Annotated in this window: 15 protein-coding genes; 2 read left to right on the plus strand and 13 right to left on the minus strand. The window is 53.4% G+C overall.

The features are described from left to right. Positions 1-3 precede the first annotated feature (3 nt). The 5 genes from PVA48_RS02525 to PVA48_RS02545 all read right to left on the minus strand — a co-directional run bounded on the left by PVA48_RS02525 (position 4) and on the right by PVA48_RS02545 (position 3,543). Complete coding sequence (locus PVA48_RS02525) at positions 4-465, minus strand: hypothetical protein (protein WP_423232192.1); 462 nt, start codon at positions 463-465, stop codon at positions 4-6. A gap of 126 nt (positions 466-591) precedes the next feature. After that, positions 592-1,125 (minus strand): hypothetical protein, encoded by a 534-nt coding sequence (locus tag PVA48_RS02530; RefSeq protein WP_022396262.1) that lies wholly within the window; start codon positions 1,123-1,125, stop codon positions 592-594. Between the two features lie 19 nt (positions 1,126-1,144). Continuing rightward, the gene (locus PVA48_RS02535; RefSeq protein ID WP_022396263.1) at positions 1,145-2,305 is read right to left on the minus strand and encodes an aminotransferase class I/II-fold pyridoxal phosphate-dependent enzyme; all 1,161 of its coding nucleotides are present in this window, start codon (positions 2,303-2,305) and stop codon (positions 1,145-1,147) included. 24 nt (positions 2,306-2,329) lie between these two features. Beyond that, the gene (locus PVA48_RS02540; protein WP_423232193.1) at positions 2,330-3,430 is read right to left on the minus strand and encodes a beta-ketoacyl synthase N-terminal-like domain-containing protein; all 1,101 of its coding nucleotides are present in this window, start codon (positions 3,428-3,430) and stop codon (positions 2,330-2,332) included. Further along, positions 3,400-3,543 carry a hypothetical protein gene (locus tag PVA48_RS02545; RefSeq protein WP_423232194.1) on the minus strand — a complete coding sequence of 48 codons (144 nt, stop codon included), beginning with the start codon at positions 3,541-3,543 and terminating at the stop codon, positions 3,400-3,402. Before PVA48_RS02545 ends, PVA48_RS02540 begins: the two co-directional genes overlap by 31 nt. 84 nt (positions 3,544-3,627) lie before the next feature. Between PVA48_RS02545 and PVA48_RS02550 the strand changes: the two genes are divergently transcribed. Further along, the gene (locus PVA48_RS02550) at positions 3,628-4,905 is read left to right on the plus strand and encodes an alpha/beta hydrolase family protein (RefSeq protein WP_102729174.1); all 1,278 of its coding nucleotides are present in this window, start codon (positions 3,628-3,630) and stop codon (positions 4,903-4,905) included. 68 nt (positions 4,906-4,973) lie between these two features. Here the strand turns inward: PVA48_RS02550 and PVA48_RS02555 are convergent, their stop codons facing one another. The 3 genes from PVA48_RS02555 to ispG all read right to left on the minus strand — a co-directional run bounded on the left by PVA48_RS02555 (position 4,974) and on the right by ispG (position 8,929). Further along, positions 4,974-6,158, minus strand: coding sequence for an acyltransferase (locus tag PVA48_RS02555; RefSeq protein ID WP_102729173.1), 1,185 nt, complete (start codon positions 6,156-6,158; stop codon positions 4,974-4,976). A 329-nt stretch (positions 6,159-6,487) separates the two neighbouring features. After that, entirely contained in the window at positions 6,488-7,138 is a 651-nt protein-coding gene (locus tag PVA48_RS02560; RefSeq protein ID WP_102729172.1) for an SDR family NAD(P)-dependent oxidoreductase, read from the minus strand. A gap of 30 nt (positions 7,139-7,168) precedes the next feature. Beyond that, positions 7,169-8,929 (minus strand): (E)-4-hydroxy-3-methylbut-2-enyl-diphosphate synthase, encoded by a 1,761-nt coding sequence (ispG, locus tag PVA48_RS02565; RefSeq protein ID WP_102729171.1) that lies wholly within the window; start codon positions 8,927-8,929, stop codon positions 7,169-7,171. A gap of 162 nt (positions 8,930-9,091) precedes the next feature. Between ispG and PVA48_RS02570 the strand changes: the two genes are divergently transcribed. After that, entirely contained in the window at positions 9,092-9,244 is a 153-nt protein-coding gene (locus PVA48_RS02570; RefSeq protein ID WP_180975283.1) for a hypothetical protein, read from the plus strand. Positions 9,245-9,608: 364 nt separating this feature from the next. Here PVA48_RS02570 and PVA48_RS02575 read toward each other — a convergent pair whose 3' ends face one another. The 5 genes from PVA48_RS02575 to PVA48_RS02595 all read right to left on the minus strand — a co-directional run bounded on the left by PVA48_RS02575 (position 9,609) and on the right by PVA48_RS02595 (position 15,497). Beyond that, positions 9,609-11,018 (minus strand): hypothetical protein, encoded by a 1,410-nt coding sequence (locus PVA48_RS02575; RefSeq protein WP_423232195.1) that lies wholly within the window; start codon positions 11,016-11,018, stop codon positions 9,609-9,611. 23 nt (positions 11,019-11,041) lie between these two features. Continuing rightward, positions 11,042-12,070, minus strand: coding sequence for a hypothetical protein (locus PVA48_RS02580; RefSeq protein ID WP_423232196.1), 1,029 nt, complete (start codon positions 12,068-12,070; stop codon positions 11,042-11,044). After that, entirely contained in the window at positions 12,043-12,486 is a 444-nt protein-coding gene (locus tag PVA48_RS02585; protein ID WP_423232197.1) for a hypothetical protein, read from the minus strand. The genes PVA48_RS02580 and PVA48_RS02585 overlap by 28 nt, the downstream gene beginning before the upstream one ends. Next, on the minus strand, positions 12,486-14,933 hold the full coding sequence (locus tag PVA48_RS02590) for a ligand-binding sensor domain-containing protein (protein WP_180973133.1): 2,448 nt from the start codon (positions 14,931-14,933) through the stop codon (positions 12,486-12,488). Before PVA48_RS02590 ends, PVA48_RS02585 begins: the two co-directional genes overlap by 1 nt. 339 nt (positions 14,934-15,272) lie before the next feature. After that, a complete protein-coding gene (locus PVA48_RS02595) occupies positions 15,273-15,497 on the minus strand; it encodes a hypothetical protein (RefSeq protein WP_102729168.1) in 225 nt (74 codons plus the stop codon). Positions 15,498-15,583 lie beyond the last annotated feature (86 nt).

Below are 15,583 nucleotides of genomic sequence, written 5' to 3' on the forward strand. Positions count from 1 at the left end.
GTTTCAGAAACTACAGGTCCTGGGAACCCGTTTCATCAGCGGGGAGGAATCCTCCGCATCCCTGAGCCTTTTCAATTGCTCCTGGTTCTGCTGCTCCATCTGTTGAAGCTCTTTCTGGATCTCCTGCGCCTTCTTTTCCACATAATCCTGGTGCTGTTCCATGTAAGTCACGGTCGCGCTGGCCATCCATGCCTGCACAATGCCTGCTGCGGCAGATGCCGCCAACGCAATAATGGCGACGACAAGAGCGCCCTTGGGAGAGCCCTTGCTCACAGCCACAATACTCATGATGAGGGCAATAATGGCCAGCAGAGCCGCAGGAATCAGGGTAATCCAGCCCAGGCACGGGAAAAATCCGATCAACGCCAGCACCAGGGCAATAATGCCGAGGACCAAAGCAGCCGTGCAGGAGGGGGAACCGCTGCAGCAGGACGGAGGGGGAGAAGAATCAGGAGCATTCATCATCGTGTTATTCTATGGAGTTCAGTGAAAATTCCCTTTGGAACCTTCATCCCTTCCCTTACTGGAAGAGAGCATTCCTGTCAAGATGCAAGCTCTGCCATTCCGGACATCCGGCTGTCATTCCACGCCTCAAAGCATCAGATACCCCACCACCACAGCGGCTGTTCCCAAGAAGGCGCTGACCAGCATTAATTTCCGCTTCCCGCGGTTTTTCCACATCAGCAGAATTCCGGTAACATACAGTATAATCAGGGAAAGAGCCGCCCCGTATCCTAACGCAGTAAACCACCATCCCGCCTTCCCCTTGTGAGCCAGCATCAGATTGGGGTAAATGCCAGGCTCCACCACTTCCGCCCGGAGGGCATGGCCTTTCCTGAGGAACAGCACATGCGTATCCGTCATAGGACCCAGGAGGTAGTTCCCTTTGAACGGCCTTACCTTTCCTTCCGGCAATGCTACTCCACGGCGTTCCAGTTCCCTGCAGGAATCCTCATAGGGCGGCTGGTCGGCGGCATTCAGCTCATGCACTTCCACATGGGAAGTGAAGTGCTGGTCCACGCCGCCCATGTACAGCAGGCCGGTCACGGCATACACCACGATCATCGGCAGGAAAAACAGGCTCAGGACCAAATGAAGGGAATGGGAAGACAACGCTTTCATCATTATTCAAGTAATTATGTTATTATCCGTGGAGCAACTCCGCCAACGCTTTTCCCAACCGCCCGATCTGGACGGTCCGATGGGCCGCCGTTACCGTAACGCGCAGACGGGCCGTTCCGCGGGGGACCGTAGGATAACGTATGGCGGGAGCCAGAAAACCGCGTTCCAGCAACGTACCCGCTGCGGCCAGGGCGGCATCATTCTCTCCCATTACCACGGGGAAGATGGAGGAAACGGGCCTGCCGGGCATTCCCAGCGCGGAGGACAAGGCATCCGCCAGCACGGAAACATGACGGCGCAGTTCCTGCCCCTCTGCGCTCCGGATCACTTCCACTGCGGCCAGGGCGGCGGCGGCCAGGGCGGGAGGCGGAGCCGTGGAATAGATCAGGGACCGCGCAGAATTGATCATCACATCCGCCCAGGCGCGGGAACAGGCTACATAACCGCCGCTCACCCCGGCGGCCTTGCTCAAGGTCCCCATCTGAAAATCTATCCGGGAGGAGACGCCCAGTTCCTCCGCCAATCCCGCCCCGTGTTCTCCCAGCACACCGAATCCGTGTGCTTCATCCACCAGCAGCAGAGCGCCGAATTCATCCTTCAGGCGCACGATTTCCTGAAGAGGCGCGCGGTCCCCGTCCATGCTGAAAACGGATTCCGTCACCACCAGGATTCCGCCGGAAGGATTCGCGCTCCGCAAATGCTCCAGCTTTTTTCTCAATGATTCCATGTCGTTATGCAGGAACGTGGACAAGCGGGCACCGGACAGCCGCGCCCCGTCAATCAGGCTGGCATGGGACAGCTTGTCCATCAGCACCGTATCCTCCCGGTCCGCAATGGAGGTAATCACCCCCAGGGAGGTTGCGTAACCGGAGGAAAAGCTGACCGCCGCTTCAGTCCCCTTCAGATCAGCCAGGGCCTCCTCTAGACCGGAATGCGCCCGGCGCGTCCCCGTGACCAGGCGGGAAGCCATGGCCCCGGCCCCGCCATCACGCGCCGCACGGGAAAAAGCCTCCGCCAGGGCCGGATGATGAGCCAGGCCCAGGTAATCATTACTTGCCAGGTTGACTACCTCCCGGCCGTCCTCCATGCGGGCCATGCCGCCGGGCAGGCAATCCACATTCCGCAGAACGCGCAGCAGTCCCGCGGACTTCAACTCTGATAAAAACTGTCCAGGATTCTTCATAAGCGTTCTCGCTCCAGAAACATGTTAGCCGCCCACGTCAAGGCTCAGCACTACATTATGGCCGCCCATGGAAGCGGCGGACTTAACCAGCATCCGCCTCCCATCCAAAGGCAATTCTTCCGCAACACAAGCCGCACCTGCCGGGGAACTTACCCAGAAAGGATTAGGTGGCAAAGCCCCCTCCCTGATAAAAGCCAGCATCAGGGCCAGTTCCAGAATGCCGCTGCCGCCAATGGCATGACCCGTCCAGGGCTTCATCATCCTTAAATCCGGAATGCCGGTTCCAAAAACCCGTTTTAAAGCGGCCCGCTCGGAAGCGGCATTCCCCGCCGTTCCACTGGCATGGGGACAGACGGTCAAAGGAACTCTTCCATCCCAATTCCGCAGGGCGGCATCCAGCAGGGCGGCAATGCTCTTTCCGTCCTCCGGCATTCCCAGCGGGCTGTAGGCATCTGAATTCACCAGATAATCCTTCACGTAAATGCCGGGGCCGGAAGACAACTCCAGCGCCATGGCCGCCCCTCCCTCGGAAATGCACATGCCGTCGGCATGGGGACCGTAGGGATCATTCATTCCGTTGCGGGAAAGCATCCCGGAAGCCCAGTACGTCCCCAGCAGCTCCCGGCACAAGGGCAAATCCAGCCCGATAGCCAGCGCCCTCCTGACAATTCCCTGACGCATCAGCATGGCCGCCATGCCCACGGCATCCAGACCGGCGGCGCAGCCGCTCGCCAGCACGTGGTAAGGCCCGCGAATCCCCAGTTCAATGCTGACGCAGGAGGCAAGCTCACTGTGCAGGGAATTGGGAACGGCCAGAATCTTCATGGACCGCCGTCCGGGCCACGGGCTCAGCCAGCCGGAGGCGTTCCCCCGGGAACTGCCCACAATCAGGGCCGCATCCTTCAATTCTTCCTCTCCCCAACCGGCTTCTTCCACGGCCTGCCGCGCCAGCAGCAGCGCCAACTGGGAGGCAGGGCCGTTCCTGCGGCTGCATAAAAGCTTCCTGTCCGGAATCCACCCGCTCAAAACATCGCCCCACGGATGCCCCGCTCCCCACAGTTCCCTCAACGGCTTCAACACGCTGCGCCCTTCCCTCACTCCGGTGAGATGGGCTGCCGCCCCCATGCCAAAGCCGGAAGCCAGCCCCAGGCCGCATACCCGCGGCTCCGGTCTTCCGTGACTTTTTCCCCCGCAATCATGACGGCGGCCAGACTACTGCCGCACCCGGAAAAACTCAAGCTTCCGGTACGTCAGGAACAGCCAGGAAAAACGGTACCCCTGCCGTCTTGCAACGGGCTTCCTTTTATGGCAATCATAGTCCCATGACCATTCAGACCGCCGGATTTTTATCTCTTCTCTTCATGGCCATTTGCCTTCCCTCCCTCTCCTTTTCCTCACCGCAAGGAAAATTCCAGGCGGCTGACTGGGCGGTACTCCATTCCTCCCGGAACGACCAGCGGCACGTCTCCTCCCGCGGCGTCGTGCAAACAATGCTGGAAAACATTCAGCCGGCATGCGCATTCTCTCCGGACATGAGACCGGAAGACTTCCCCGCCTGGCAGAAGAAAGTCCGGGAAGCCATGGAAAAACTGATGAAATTCCCCCTTCATGACAACCTTCCCGCACCCGTCCTGGTAAAAACCGTGCAGAGGGAACACTACCGGGTAGAAAAATGGGAAGCCTATCCCCTCCCGGGCGCTGCGGTACCGTTTCTGGTACTTGTTCCGGATACCGCTTCAGAAAAAAATCCGGTTCCCGTGCTATTCTGCATCCCCGGTTCTGATCAAACCAAGGAAGAACTGGCGGCGGAAACGTCGCCGGACCTGGCCCAGCCCCCCGTACCGCAGCCGGGCAGCAACGCCATGGCCTGCCACTACGTCAAACAGGGCTGGGCCGCCGTTGTGGTGGATAACGCCGGAACGGGAGAGGAGGGCGACGCCGAGCACGCCGCCGGCCGCTCTTCCCACGACTATGAAAACCTGGCCCGTTTCCTGCTGGAAATGGACTGGAGCTGGCTGGGCTACACCTCCTATATGGACCAATGCGTTCTGGACTGGGTAAAAACACGCCCCTGGGTGCAGAAAAACCGCATCATCCTGAGCGGCTTCTCCCTGGGAACGGAACCCATGATGGTGCTGGGCGTCCTGAATCCGGACATCTTTGCCTTTGTGTACAATGACTTCCTGTGCCGTACCTTGGAACGCGCCAAAGTCATGACCATGCCCAGCAGCAGGGGAGTGCGCTCCGCGCCCAACTCCATCCGCCACCTCATTCCGGGTTTCTGGAAGCAGTTTGACTTTCCAGACATTGTGGCCGCTTTGGCTCCCCGCCCCGTAATCTGTACGGAAGGCGGTCTGGACAGGGACTTCCAACTCATCTCCGCGGCCTACCGCACAGCCGGAGCGCCGGACCATTTCCAGTACCGCCACCAGCCCCGCTTTGCAGACCCGGCCCAACGCTGGCACGGAGAACATTTGCCCGCAGGGCTGGACAGAGACGCCTTTTTCCGCCTCGCCAATGTGGACCCGAGCAACCACTTCTTCAAAAAAGACCTGGTCATTCCCTGGCTCAAGGGCCTTTTAGGCAGGGGACAGCAATAAGCGGGAAAACCATCCCGTTCTCAAACACGAGTTGTGCGGAATAACGGAACAGAACGTTTCCCCTGCCTTCAGGAATGCAGAAACAATCTGCGGCACACTTTCCGGAAGGCACGGCCCAGCTTCCCGAAAAAGCCGACGACTGCACGGGCTTCCCTGTTAACGTCCATAGTCTTGAACAAATAACGCCGTACGGCATCCACCAGGGAGCAGCCTGCATACACCGCAACAGCCATTGCCAGTACCTTCACGACCATCAACGCAGGGGAAGAAGACGCGGCCCATTCAAAGACATCCCATAAAAACCATTTGCCTATCAAAACATTGCAATGCAGCACATAAACACTGAACGAGGCGGCCGCCAGCCATGAAATGCAGGCAACCGTCCTGCGGGATGAAAAACGCATGCGGGAAAAAATCAGGAACAGGGCAACCGCCGTTCCTACAATGAACGGAGAATTATAGGCAATAAACGTTCCGCCGCCCCTTATCTGTCCAATCAGGTACGGGGACACCACGTCAAGAACCATCTTGAACGCCCAGACAAAACATACACACCCGGCATAAAGCATCCATAAGGCGCCCGTCCTCATTCCAGTCAACAGGCCATGCTTTTTAATATACATTCCCAGCATGTAGAGAACGCCCAGCCACCAGACGGAATACCCTCCCTCTACAGGAAACACATCCCTGTGAAGCAAGGTGGGAACCACGGAAAACAGAACAAAAACGGTAACCAGAAGATACTGGAACTGTGATTTGGTAAGCCGGTTCCCCAGGACATTAAGGAAAGGAATAAAGAAAAACAGCCCTACATACGCCGTCACATACCAATACTGGACGGTTAAAACGGGAAACAACGAATTCAGGACGTCATTAAAATGAACCACCTGGGAGGAAAACAGCAGCACCAGCAGCAGACTGCCCGCCGTATAAAAAATCACCTGGAACCATAAGGTAACCACGCGTTCATACCTGAACGTCCCGTCACAGCATACATACCCAGTAATCAGCGCATAACAATTCACCCCGCAATAGGCGGCAATCTCCAGAAGCCACCCTACCCGGTAGGAAGCGGAATCATGATTGTCCAGCGGCAATACATGAGTGGCGGCCAAAAGATGAAGAACCAAAACCAGCATCATGGCGACAATGCGCAAGGCGTCTATTCCATAATTCCGCGACAGGGGAATATCCAGACTACCATAGGAAGAAGACTTTCCTTTTCCCTGATCACCAGCCGACAGCAAGCTCATGGGGATATTTCAACGGATTTCTTATCCGTGGTCAAGTTCCAAGCTTGAGGGAAAAGTATTTGAGAAAAAACCTCCGCTGGTTTAAGGGTATTCCGCCGGGAACGGCAGGCTTCCGGCTTTCGGATAAAGCATAAAATCCCAGGAGTGAGAAAGCGGCATATCCTCCTGTTCATATATCTTTTCAAGGACCGGGAGGCCCTTGTTCCCAGGGATTTCCTATTCTTTTTACACATGGCGTATCATGCTGCATCCCTGTGAAGAAAGGCTTTTCTTTCGGAAAACCTTTCCATCATTGATGAAAACGCGGATAAGAAATCCGCTGCCCATGATCAGGCAATCCGGCTATCCAAATCGAACACCTGCCCGGAGGCTGCCGTGAGGACTTCCTGCAAAAACAGAATAAACGCCGCGGCCTGCTCCGGCGTATTAAACCTGCCCAGAACATGCCTGGACAAAGCAGACTCCTTCACGCTCTCCCTCAACCCGGCCGTCATCTCCGTCAGCATGAACCCCGGCAGCACCAGATTAACGCGTATTCCCTCCTTTCCCCATTCCCGCGCCAGGCTCTTCACCAAGCCTTCCAGCGCAGACTTGGAAGCGGCATAGGCCGCCTGGGACGGAGCCGGGCGAAGCGCCGCATAAGAACCCACCATTACCACCTGCCCCTCCCGCTTCTCCCTCGCCATGGCTGCGGCGGCACAGCGGGCGCACCAGGCGGCTCCCGTCACATTCACGTTCATCACCTCGTCCCACTCCTTCTCCGTCTGTTTCAGGAATGGCCTGTCTCTGGTAATTCCGGCGGCGCACACCGCCAGGTCATACGGAGCATGTTCGTCAAACCAGCGGCGCACGGCGGAACGGTTCCCTACGTCCAGTTCAGCGTGTGACGGAGCATCCGCCTCCCATCCTGCGGCGGTAAAACACTCCACGGCAGCCCGCGCCAAACCGCCGTGGCCGCCGCTGATAAACATCCTTCCCATGCTGGAACCTCTCCGGAATCGTTAAAAGCCTCACTTGGGGTTCACCCACCGCCCGTACTCCTTGATCAGGTCCACCAGCCGCTCCACGGCCTCCTCCTGGGGAATGTTGAACTTGACGGGGGTGTGCTTCACGTACAGGTTGATCTTGTTCGGCGCGCCGCCCACATAGCCGAAATCGGCGTCCGCCATCTCGCCGGGACCGTTCACGATGCACCCCATCACGGCAATCCTCACGCCCTTCAAATGCTCCGTAGCCTTCCGGATGCGGGCCGTCGCCTCCTGAATATTGTACAAGGTGCGTCCGCAGGACGGGCAGGAAACGTAATCCGCACGCGTCAGGCGCGTCCCCGTAGCCTGCAAAATATTGAATCCCAGGAAGGAAGCCAGCCGGGGATCCGATTCCCCCTGAATCAGCACGGCATCTCCAATGCCGTCGCTCAGCAGGGAGCCGATATTGCGGGCGGCCACCAGCGGCACGTCCTCATCGGAAACGGAACCGGGCATCAGCGTATCCTTCAGCAGAATCAGGTGCCTGTCTTCCATGCGGGAAGCCAGAAGGCGGAACGCATACACGGGTTCCATGTCCAGGCCGTTCTTCACGGTGACAACGGACGGTTCGGCCAGTTCCTTCAGCGGCTCCAGCTCGTCACCGCAGCGGGGGTCCACCTCAATGGCCTCCAGTTGGCCGAAGGCCAGCTCCGGCATCATGTCCCCCATCGCATCCCGTTCCGTCTGGAGGGCGTAAAACCCCGCATCCGGCACCACCACGCGCACGGGCTGCTCCCAGCCCAGGCGCACCCCGTAACACATCGCCAGCCCTCCCTGCCTTTTGGAAAACTTCAGGGGATCATAGCTCAACTCCGGTTCGGGGAAGGAAGAAACGGGATCATCGGAACGCTCCGACGGCTGGAACGGATTGGACAGGCGGTAGGCCACAGGCACTTCCCGCACGGCGTCCTCCGTCAGGGAAACGCGCAGGGTATCCCCAATGCCGTCCGTCAGCAGGGACCCGATGCCCACCGCGCTCTTGATGCGGCCGTCCTCTCCGCCCCCGGCTTCCGTCACCCCCAGATGAATGGGATAATTCCAGTCCGGCCCCAAGGCATTCATGCGTTCCACCAGCAGGCGGTAGGCGGCCACCATCACCTTCACGTTGGAAGCCTTCATGGAAAACACCAGGGAATGGTAATCCAAGTCCCGGGCAATCTGAGCAAACTCAATCGCGCTCTCCACCATCCCCTCCGGCGTATCGCCAAAGCGGTTCAGAATGCGGTCGGACAGGGAGCCGTGGTTGGACCCGATGCGCATCGCGCGGCCATGCTCCCGGCAAAACAGCACCAGGGGCGTAAACTCCTCCCTCAGGCGGTCCAGTTCCTCACGGTATTCGGCGTCCGAATACTCCCTCACTTCAAACTTCTTCTTGTCGATGAAATTGCCAGGATTAATGCGTATCTTCTCCACCCACTTGGCGGCCTCCATGGCGGCGTCCGGCTTGAAATGAATATCAGCTACCAGCGGCACATGGCAACCCGCCGCGCGCAATTCACGGGAAATATTCTCCAGATTGGCCGCATACGCCTTGGTCTGGGCGGTCAGGCGGATAATCTCGCACCCCGCCGCGGCCAATTCCAGAGCCTCCTTCACGCAGGCATCCGTATCCCGCGTATCGGACGTCAGCATGGACTGGACCCGGATGGGATTGGAGCCGCCCACCCCCACATCCCCCACCATGACTTCACGGGTCACGCGGCGCGTATAACGGTAAGGACTCGGACAATAGGAAGACTGCATGAAACCACTCTACCGCGCCAGATTCCCCTGTCAACCATCCTTCAAAAACGGAAAGCCTTTTCACGTCAACCCATCAACATTGAAAAGGGAACGGAGCCGTTCCCGCTGCACGAAGACTTGATACGCTTTACAGCAAATTAACTATAACCAAGAATAACCATCATGTTTGAACCGCTCAGGAATGTCTTCATGCGAATAGCAGAAAAAAAGCAGGTAAAACTCCCCTCAACAACACCGGGAACAAGCTTTGGCTTGACACACAAAAAATTAACCCTGGACCACATTTCCTCCATGGGAGTCAAGGCAGGACTCTAAAAAAGATAAAGCACTGCCGGTTCCCACTAATCGCATCATTTCATCAATCCCTGTCACTTCTCAAGTTACCCATAACGGCAACGGCATCAGGAAAAAGAGCGGGCATCAGACAAGTTTTTCCGCAACTAAAAGCCCTTCTGAATCCGGAACCGGGTTACAACCTGGGAAATGCGGTTACACTTCCCTATTTCCCTGCATCGTTTGGGCAGATTGTATAAAGTGGTTCCTTTTAACATCATAGGGCTGCGTTATTTCTTTGGCGCTTCTTCCCATTACCCGGACTCGAATCACCAATCGACGCACTTCCAAACTTGAGCTATTTTGCCAATATTCGCTAAGCAATTAAATTTCAATCACAAGAAACCTACCGTGTTTCTTCGGGTTTCATGAACAACTGCATATTCTTAAGCAAAGCTTCGTCCATTTGTTTTGCCAATGGCAAAACGGAAATATCCATCGTCTCGTTTTTCAGCATAACGGCCGTATTACCCCGTATGAAACTAATTGAGGAGTATTCTCCCTGGGGTACGGGGACTCCCAATTCATTGATTACCGGTTTGAGGCAGACATCGTAATCTCCCACCAGACCGGGATGTACCTGCAGGATTTTTTTCAGGATATCCGGCTTGATAAGTTGTTTTGATTGCTCCGCCTGCATCGCGAACATCGCTCTCAAGGCCTGGTCTTTCGTATGAAGATGCAGAATCGTGTAGGTGACGGGATAATCCCGTCCATTCTTGTTCACGCTAAAAGTACCGGAACATCCGTTGATATGAGATTCGTCATGACCTTTTTCCGCAATAAAAGGGATATTTACGTGCTTCTTGAGCCAGCGCACCGTTCCGATGCCGCTATTAATATTGGGTATCATTTCAGGCCCCTTGTCTTCGTTCCCGTCCGGCATATTCAGGTTGAGAATATTATCATTCCGTTGCAGCTCACGAGCATTCCAATCAATCCTGTCGTATAAGCCCTCGGGCATGCCTTTTGTTAATTTCCTTAATTCTTCTTCATGCCTGGTCCTCTTTTGATAAGGCATCTTTGAAATATCCTTCCACTTTTTCACCGCCTGCCGCGTCCTTTTCGGAAAATACCCGAATTGGCGTTTTCCATTAAGTGCGGCGAGTATGGTCTCTGATATTTCAAAAAGTTCTTTATCCTTAAGCTCTTTTCTAATAAGCGGAAAGAACCAGTGGTCAGCGGCAATGAGGGAAAACCCCTCCTGTTCTGCAAAGAATTCCCCACATAATTTTTTATCTTCGTCTAAAATAAACGGGACTTGCAGAAATGCCATTTTTATACCGTCACCAAACATGGTCCATCGGTATTCACGGTTACGGTTGACCGGAGGTCCCTGTTTTTGTGAGACAAGCATTTCATCTACTGCTTTCTGACGACTGTAGACGGGGTTTGGGGAGTAGAACATTTTGACGGCCATGTAGACGTTTCCCATGATATCGACAATGACCCAGTAATTCTGCTCATAGTCCCATCCCAGGTAGTACTGAGATATATTGAGCCCTTCCATGTCTTTTGCCGCCTCGGACTGTCCAGGAACAGGATTCCCGCCTGGTTTAATTTCCTCATACAGGTTATACAGACGGGCCTTGCGCTCAGCAGGATTGGATTTTATGGTGGTCTGGTTCCATACTGCGGCCGGTTTTATTTCCCAGACTGTTTGGCCGGGATACAGGTCATTCCCTGCAACAGGCGCCCCATGAAGAATCTGCCCTATGAGGGTTACGGCAATGAAGAAAAAGGGGAGAATTTTCATACTGTGCGTGCAAGTCATGATGGTTATTTGTTAAATGAGAAGTAGCAGCCGCCAGGTTCGGTAAAATTACTCCTGTTTTCATCGGATTTCAAATCGTCTTTTATGTAATCACTTTCCGATTTGTTGGTAGGACCTGCATTGTAGGGAACAGGGTTATGTACTTTACCTCCATAAAGGCACCAGGCATGGCCGGAGCGCCAGGATTTTGTCTCCTCCTGTCCTTGTGCGTTTGTTGTTTTTCTAGTTTCCGTCCACCCGACTCCTCTGGAACTGACTCCGCCCGAGCCGAGAACCGACGCAGAATATTCCATAAGACCGGCAGCTTCCACACAGATGATTTTTGCCGTTCCTTTGTCGATGGCATCTACCATTCCGGCTACCGACAAGGGCATGGGGTTTTGTTTCTGATCCACATACAGGGAGCCGGTTTTTCCCACTTCCGGGTTCCATTCATCGTAATAAGAAGCACTGTTGGATATACCGCGACTAAGCCTGTCCATAAGCTGATCATGGGTGGTCGCTCCGCTGAAGTTCCACTTCCCAAAAGCTGTTTTCAGCAGGGTTTTCCAAGGCTTGTCCAGATTACCCCTGTCAAGAAGAACATAGCATTTGCTGATGGTCATTTGTTCCTTGGCGGATAACTTCACTCCCAGAACAGAGAAACTCCAGGATGCATTTTCTGCGCGTCCCCGGCATTTTCTCTCCACGGCTTCCTTGGCGGTGACGACACCCTCGGCTTTTCCATTGGCAATGGACAATTCAGTTGCTTCAGAGGCAAATATTCCGTCGGTGCACGTTGCCTTGATTGTTTTCATGGAGTCCGGCAGCGCCTTGAAGGTGACAGTAAAGGAAGGAATATCCCCTGCATAGTACCCTACGGGTGATTTATCGTCATCCGGTGTTTTATCCTCCCTTTTGAATTCCGGAACCGGAACAGGCTTCCCTCTGAATTGATTGTGAATGGTGAAACCATTGCCCCCGGCATTTTCCCTGAACTTGGCGAACTGTATTTGAATTAACGGAGCTATGGCATCCATTTCATCTTCGGCCACCTCTCTTTTCTCTTTGGACCGACCACCCCCATGTTCACCTTAACTTTGACCTTGAATTCAGTTCCCCAGTATTCTTCACTGGGAGAGCAAATTCCCGTAGAAGAAAATCCTCCCTTTCCCCTGGGAGGGTCGCTCGTCATGATTGGCGCAGGTTCCCATATATACTTTCTTGTTTTACCATATCGGTATTCTACCCATTCCTGTTCTGAGTCAGGAGTAAATTTGGCAACAGCTTTAAATTTGTAAACTTTGCCTTCCTGCTTGTCCAGTATGGCTTTATCCCCATCTTCGGACATGGCGACATTCTCGCCAGGAGTTATTTTTACTTCGCACTTGTAATCCTCCGCCGCGTGTAACGGCATCAGATGAAACAGTAATGCCGGCAAGAAGATGGCAGTAAATAATTTAATGCTCATTATTTTTTATTCTTTAACCATTCTTTCATTTGTTGAACGTCAAGTTCCGGTTTCTTGTTTGAACCCGGCAAATACTGTTTCCAATCAATTTTCAAAGCGGACATTTTTCTGACTTCATCGACTGAAAAGGGAATGGTGGTATCCGGCGCGAATGTAGCCCATTCAGAAGATCTGTAGAAATAGACCGTATCCTGCAAACTGGCCCACGCTTTTTTCATTTGTTGCCGGAAGTCCTTCCTGTCCTCCGTTTCCCATATTTTCAGTCTCCATCTCCAGTTCTTTTTGATTTCATCTGGAGCCTGGGTAGCAAGAAGGTGTCTGTAGGCATAAATTCCAAGTTTTCTTGATGAGAAGATTTCTTTCCCGTTTAACAGCCTCATGTCTTGGCTGGCAGCCCATAATTTTAAGAGGCTAGAAGAAAGTTTACTTGCCTGCTCGGAGTTCAAAGGAGGGGGAGATGGTATGCAAAGCCCATAGTAGAATGATTTTTGATTTAGTCTTTCCAGGAGTTTGTCGACAGCAATTTTCGTTTCGTCCAGGGATGAGATAAATACTCCGTTGAGGGTTGTAGAAACTGAGTAGTTTTTCAATATTCTGACGTAGTACCACCCTGAGCCTTCGACGATGAAATTCTTGTAAACTCCACATCCGGCAAATGATTTAACCCTGCTTCGCGCCAGAACAGGCAGGGGTATGTAATCCTTAAGCCCGTCATAGGAAGGTTCCCGGAATAAGTCTTCTTCCTGAACTTCCTCCTCTTTTCCAAGTCCCAGGAAGGAGTCAAAATCAAAATTGGCAGGTAGTTTTCTGATTTCGAGTATGTAATCCTTGAGGCTGTTGTCCAGATCATTGTCGGCAAGCGGGGTTGGATCATAAAAATAAAAGGAGAGGAGCTGTTTTTTGTCCGGAACCTGAATCAGCACGCCAAGGTCCGGACCGTCAAAGTCTCTGTCTACGGATTCTCCCCGGTCACTCCACCGGGCAAGCGTTCTGGTCGTGCTGATGGGGCAGTAAAGGATGTTTTCGTCACCCCGTTCATTTTCCCAGATAACTTTTCCGGATACACCGCTTTCACCCACTTTGACGTGTGGACCCTTGACGGATTCGCATCTGTATGCATTGTCAAAAGCCTCAAGGACGGAACCCATAGGACCGGCAGCTCCGCACAGGAGCATGTAACTCCGTCCATAGCGTTCGCACCAGTCGCCCCGGGTAGCCCAGTCTTCATACCAGAAAAGGGCTTTTGCAGGGGGATTTGTTTTTTTCATTCCATCAATTGCTGTCCTGGTTTTTAAAAGTTCCGACAGTTGTCCAATGCCCGGGAAAGAAGGATGCTTCACATCATTCAACGGGAAAATCCGTTTTCTCTCTACATGGCCCAAATGCAATAATCCTTTTCCATACGTTCCGGCATACAAGCTGCCATCCGGCAGAGAAGCAAAACTGGTCACGCTGACCAATTTTTCCACTTCATCGTCACAGGGCATATCCACAGTCTGAATTTTTTGTAAATTTTTCCGCACAAAAGAAACGCCCTTTTCCCTGAATCCTATCCACATCCCTTGGGAAGACGGATAAAAACAGGTGATATAATCCTCCGGCAAAAGAGAATCGTCATTGTTTTCCCTACGGTTCATTTTCAAGAGTTTTTGAGCATGCCGGACAGACGTTTTCTCATCCGGTTTCCATAGTCCTTCATTTTTCGCCCCATAGTCCCTGCCCCTCAGAAAGTTCCAGTCTGTTTTATTTTTAGAGTACCCGAGTCCGGAATTGGTGCCTACCCAAATCCAGCCCGATTCGGCACAAATCGCGTTGCAAAAATTTGAAGGCAGGCCTTTCCCTCTGGCTTCAAATGGTTGGCGAACTCTCTGCAGCGTATCCCAATACCACTTTGTCTGCACTACATTCCACCGTGAATATCCGTTGGAAGGTTCTGCTGAAGCCACTCCGGAAGTTTGAAAAGCTGCCCAAAGAGTTCCTTTTCGATCAAAGGAGAGAGAAGCAATCTGGTCCTCCGGCAAACCTTCCGCCCTTGTGTAATCTTTCCATGATTCCGTTTCCGGTTGATAAACAGTCAGGCCGCCGGAAGTAGCAATAGCCACATCTCCACTGACAGGAGATACAGCCATGGCGAAGATCCTCTCCCCCGGCAAGGCATTTGACTGGTTGTACTGTTGCCATGATTTCCCATTCCACACAGCCACTCCTTTATTGTCTGTCCCCACCCAGATACGCCCCTGCCTGTCTTCGAGAAGAGCATAGAAATTTGTTGTATCAGGCAGCCCGTTTCCTTTTTGCTGCTCCCATTTTTCCCCTCCGTATGGCAAGCGCATCAATCCCTTCCCTTCCGTCGCAACCCAAATATCTCCTGAACGGTTGCAAACGATAGACGTAATAAAGGAAGCTGGACAAGCAGGCAATTCTCCGCCATTTGAAGGAATGCCCATGTATAAAAAACAATAGATCCAAATAAATAAATAAGATCTAACAATCAGAAACATAAAAAAATAGTAAAATAAACACGTAAAAAGTCAATTGTTAAGTCTAATTGCCAAGGAGCGCAAAAAAGATGACTGAGCCACTGGTACAGATCCAGTTCAACGAAACCGGCCCAGTCTGCTGAAAAATAACTAAACTAAAAATGAACCCCTGAAAAGAGGAACACGCTTCCTCCCCCGGTTTGTTGAAAATTAATTCATTGGAAATAAACGTAGAAGATGTCAACGACATCGAACTTGACTCCGCGAGAAATAGTCTAAGCCGTTTTTAAGTCATTAATTTCATCATCAACAATTCCTCCGGGACATTTCACAAGCATAAGCTTTTCCCAAATCCGCGGCATGCTTTTCCGCCCCTGCGGAAAGCCGGATGGAGCCGGCAGGCGGAATGCCTTCAACGCAGGGCCTGTCCTCCATCAGCCCGAGGATTTCATCCCTGGTCAGCATCACGTCACGATGAAGCATCCCCATGATGCCGACGGCGGCATAGGCGGCCCACGGAGGAACGGGCAAAACCGGACGACGGGCCCCGTCACCTTTCCCAGCATGGAAAACAATCCACGGAACGTATACGTTTCCGGCCCCACTGCTTCAATCAC

Origin of the sequence: Akkermansia sp. JRP_AM1, from assembly GCF_049262625.1 — a bacterium.
Classification (GTDB): domain Bacteria; phylum Verrucomicrobiota; class Verrucomicrobiia; order Verrucomicrobiales; family Akkermansiaceae; genus Akkermansia; species Akkermansia massiliensis.

Excerpts from the sequence above, each read along its gene's own strand:
- PVA48_RS02525 (WP_423232192.1), bottom strand. The coding sequence starts at position 465 with ATGATGAATGCTCCTGATTCTTCTCCCCCTCCGTCCTGCTGCAGCGGT.
- PVA48_RS02530 (WP_022396262.1), bottom strand. The coding sequence starts at position 1,125 with ATGATGAAAGCGTTGTCTTCCCATTCCCTTCATTTGGTCCTGAGCCTG.
- PVA48_RS02535 (WP_022396263.1), bottom strand. The coding sequence starts at position 2,305 with ATGAAGAATCCTGGACAGTTTTTATCAGAGTTGAAGTCCGCGGGACTG.
- PVA48_RS02540 (WP_423232193.1), bottom strand. The coding sequence starts at position 3,430 with ATGGGGGCGGCAGCCCATCTCACCGGAGTGAGGGAAGGGCGCAGCGTG.
- PVA48_RS02550 (WP_102729174.1), top strand. The coding sequence starts at position 3,628 with ATGACCATTCAGACCGCCGGATTTTTATCTCTTCTCTTCATGGCCATT.
- PVA48_RS02555 (WP_102729173.1), bottom strand. The coding sequence starts at position 6,158 with ATGAGCTTGCTGTCGGCTGGTGATCAGGGAAAAGGAAAGTCTTCTTCC.
- PVA48_RS02560 (WP_102729172.1), bottom strand. The coding sequence starts at position 7,138 with ATGGGAAGGATGTTTATCAGCGGCGGCCACGGCGGTTTGGCGCGGGCT.
- ispG (WP_102729171.1), bottom strand. The coding sequence starts at position 8,929 with ATGCAGTCTTCCTATTGTCCGAGTCCTTACCGTTATACGCGCCGCGTG.
- PVA48_RS02570 (WP_180975283.1), top strand. The coding sequence starts at position 9,092 with ATGTTTGAACCGCTCAGGAATGTCTTCATGCGAATAGCAGAAAAAAAG.
- PVA48_RS02575 (WP_423232195.1), bottom strand. The coding sequence starts at position 11,018 with ATGAAAATTCTCCCCTTTTTCTTCATTGCCGTAACCCTCATAGGGCAG.
- PVA48_RS02585 (WP_423232197.1), bottom strand. The coding sequence starts at position 12,486 with ATGAGCATTAAATTATTTACTGCCATCTTCTTGCCGGCATTACTGTTT.
- PVA48_RS02590 (WP_180973133.1), bottom strand. The coding sequence starts at position 14,933 with ATGGGCATTCCTTCAAATGGCGGAGAATTGCCTGCTTGTCCAGCTTCC.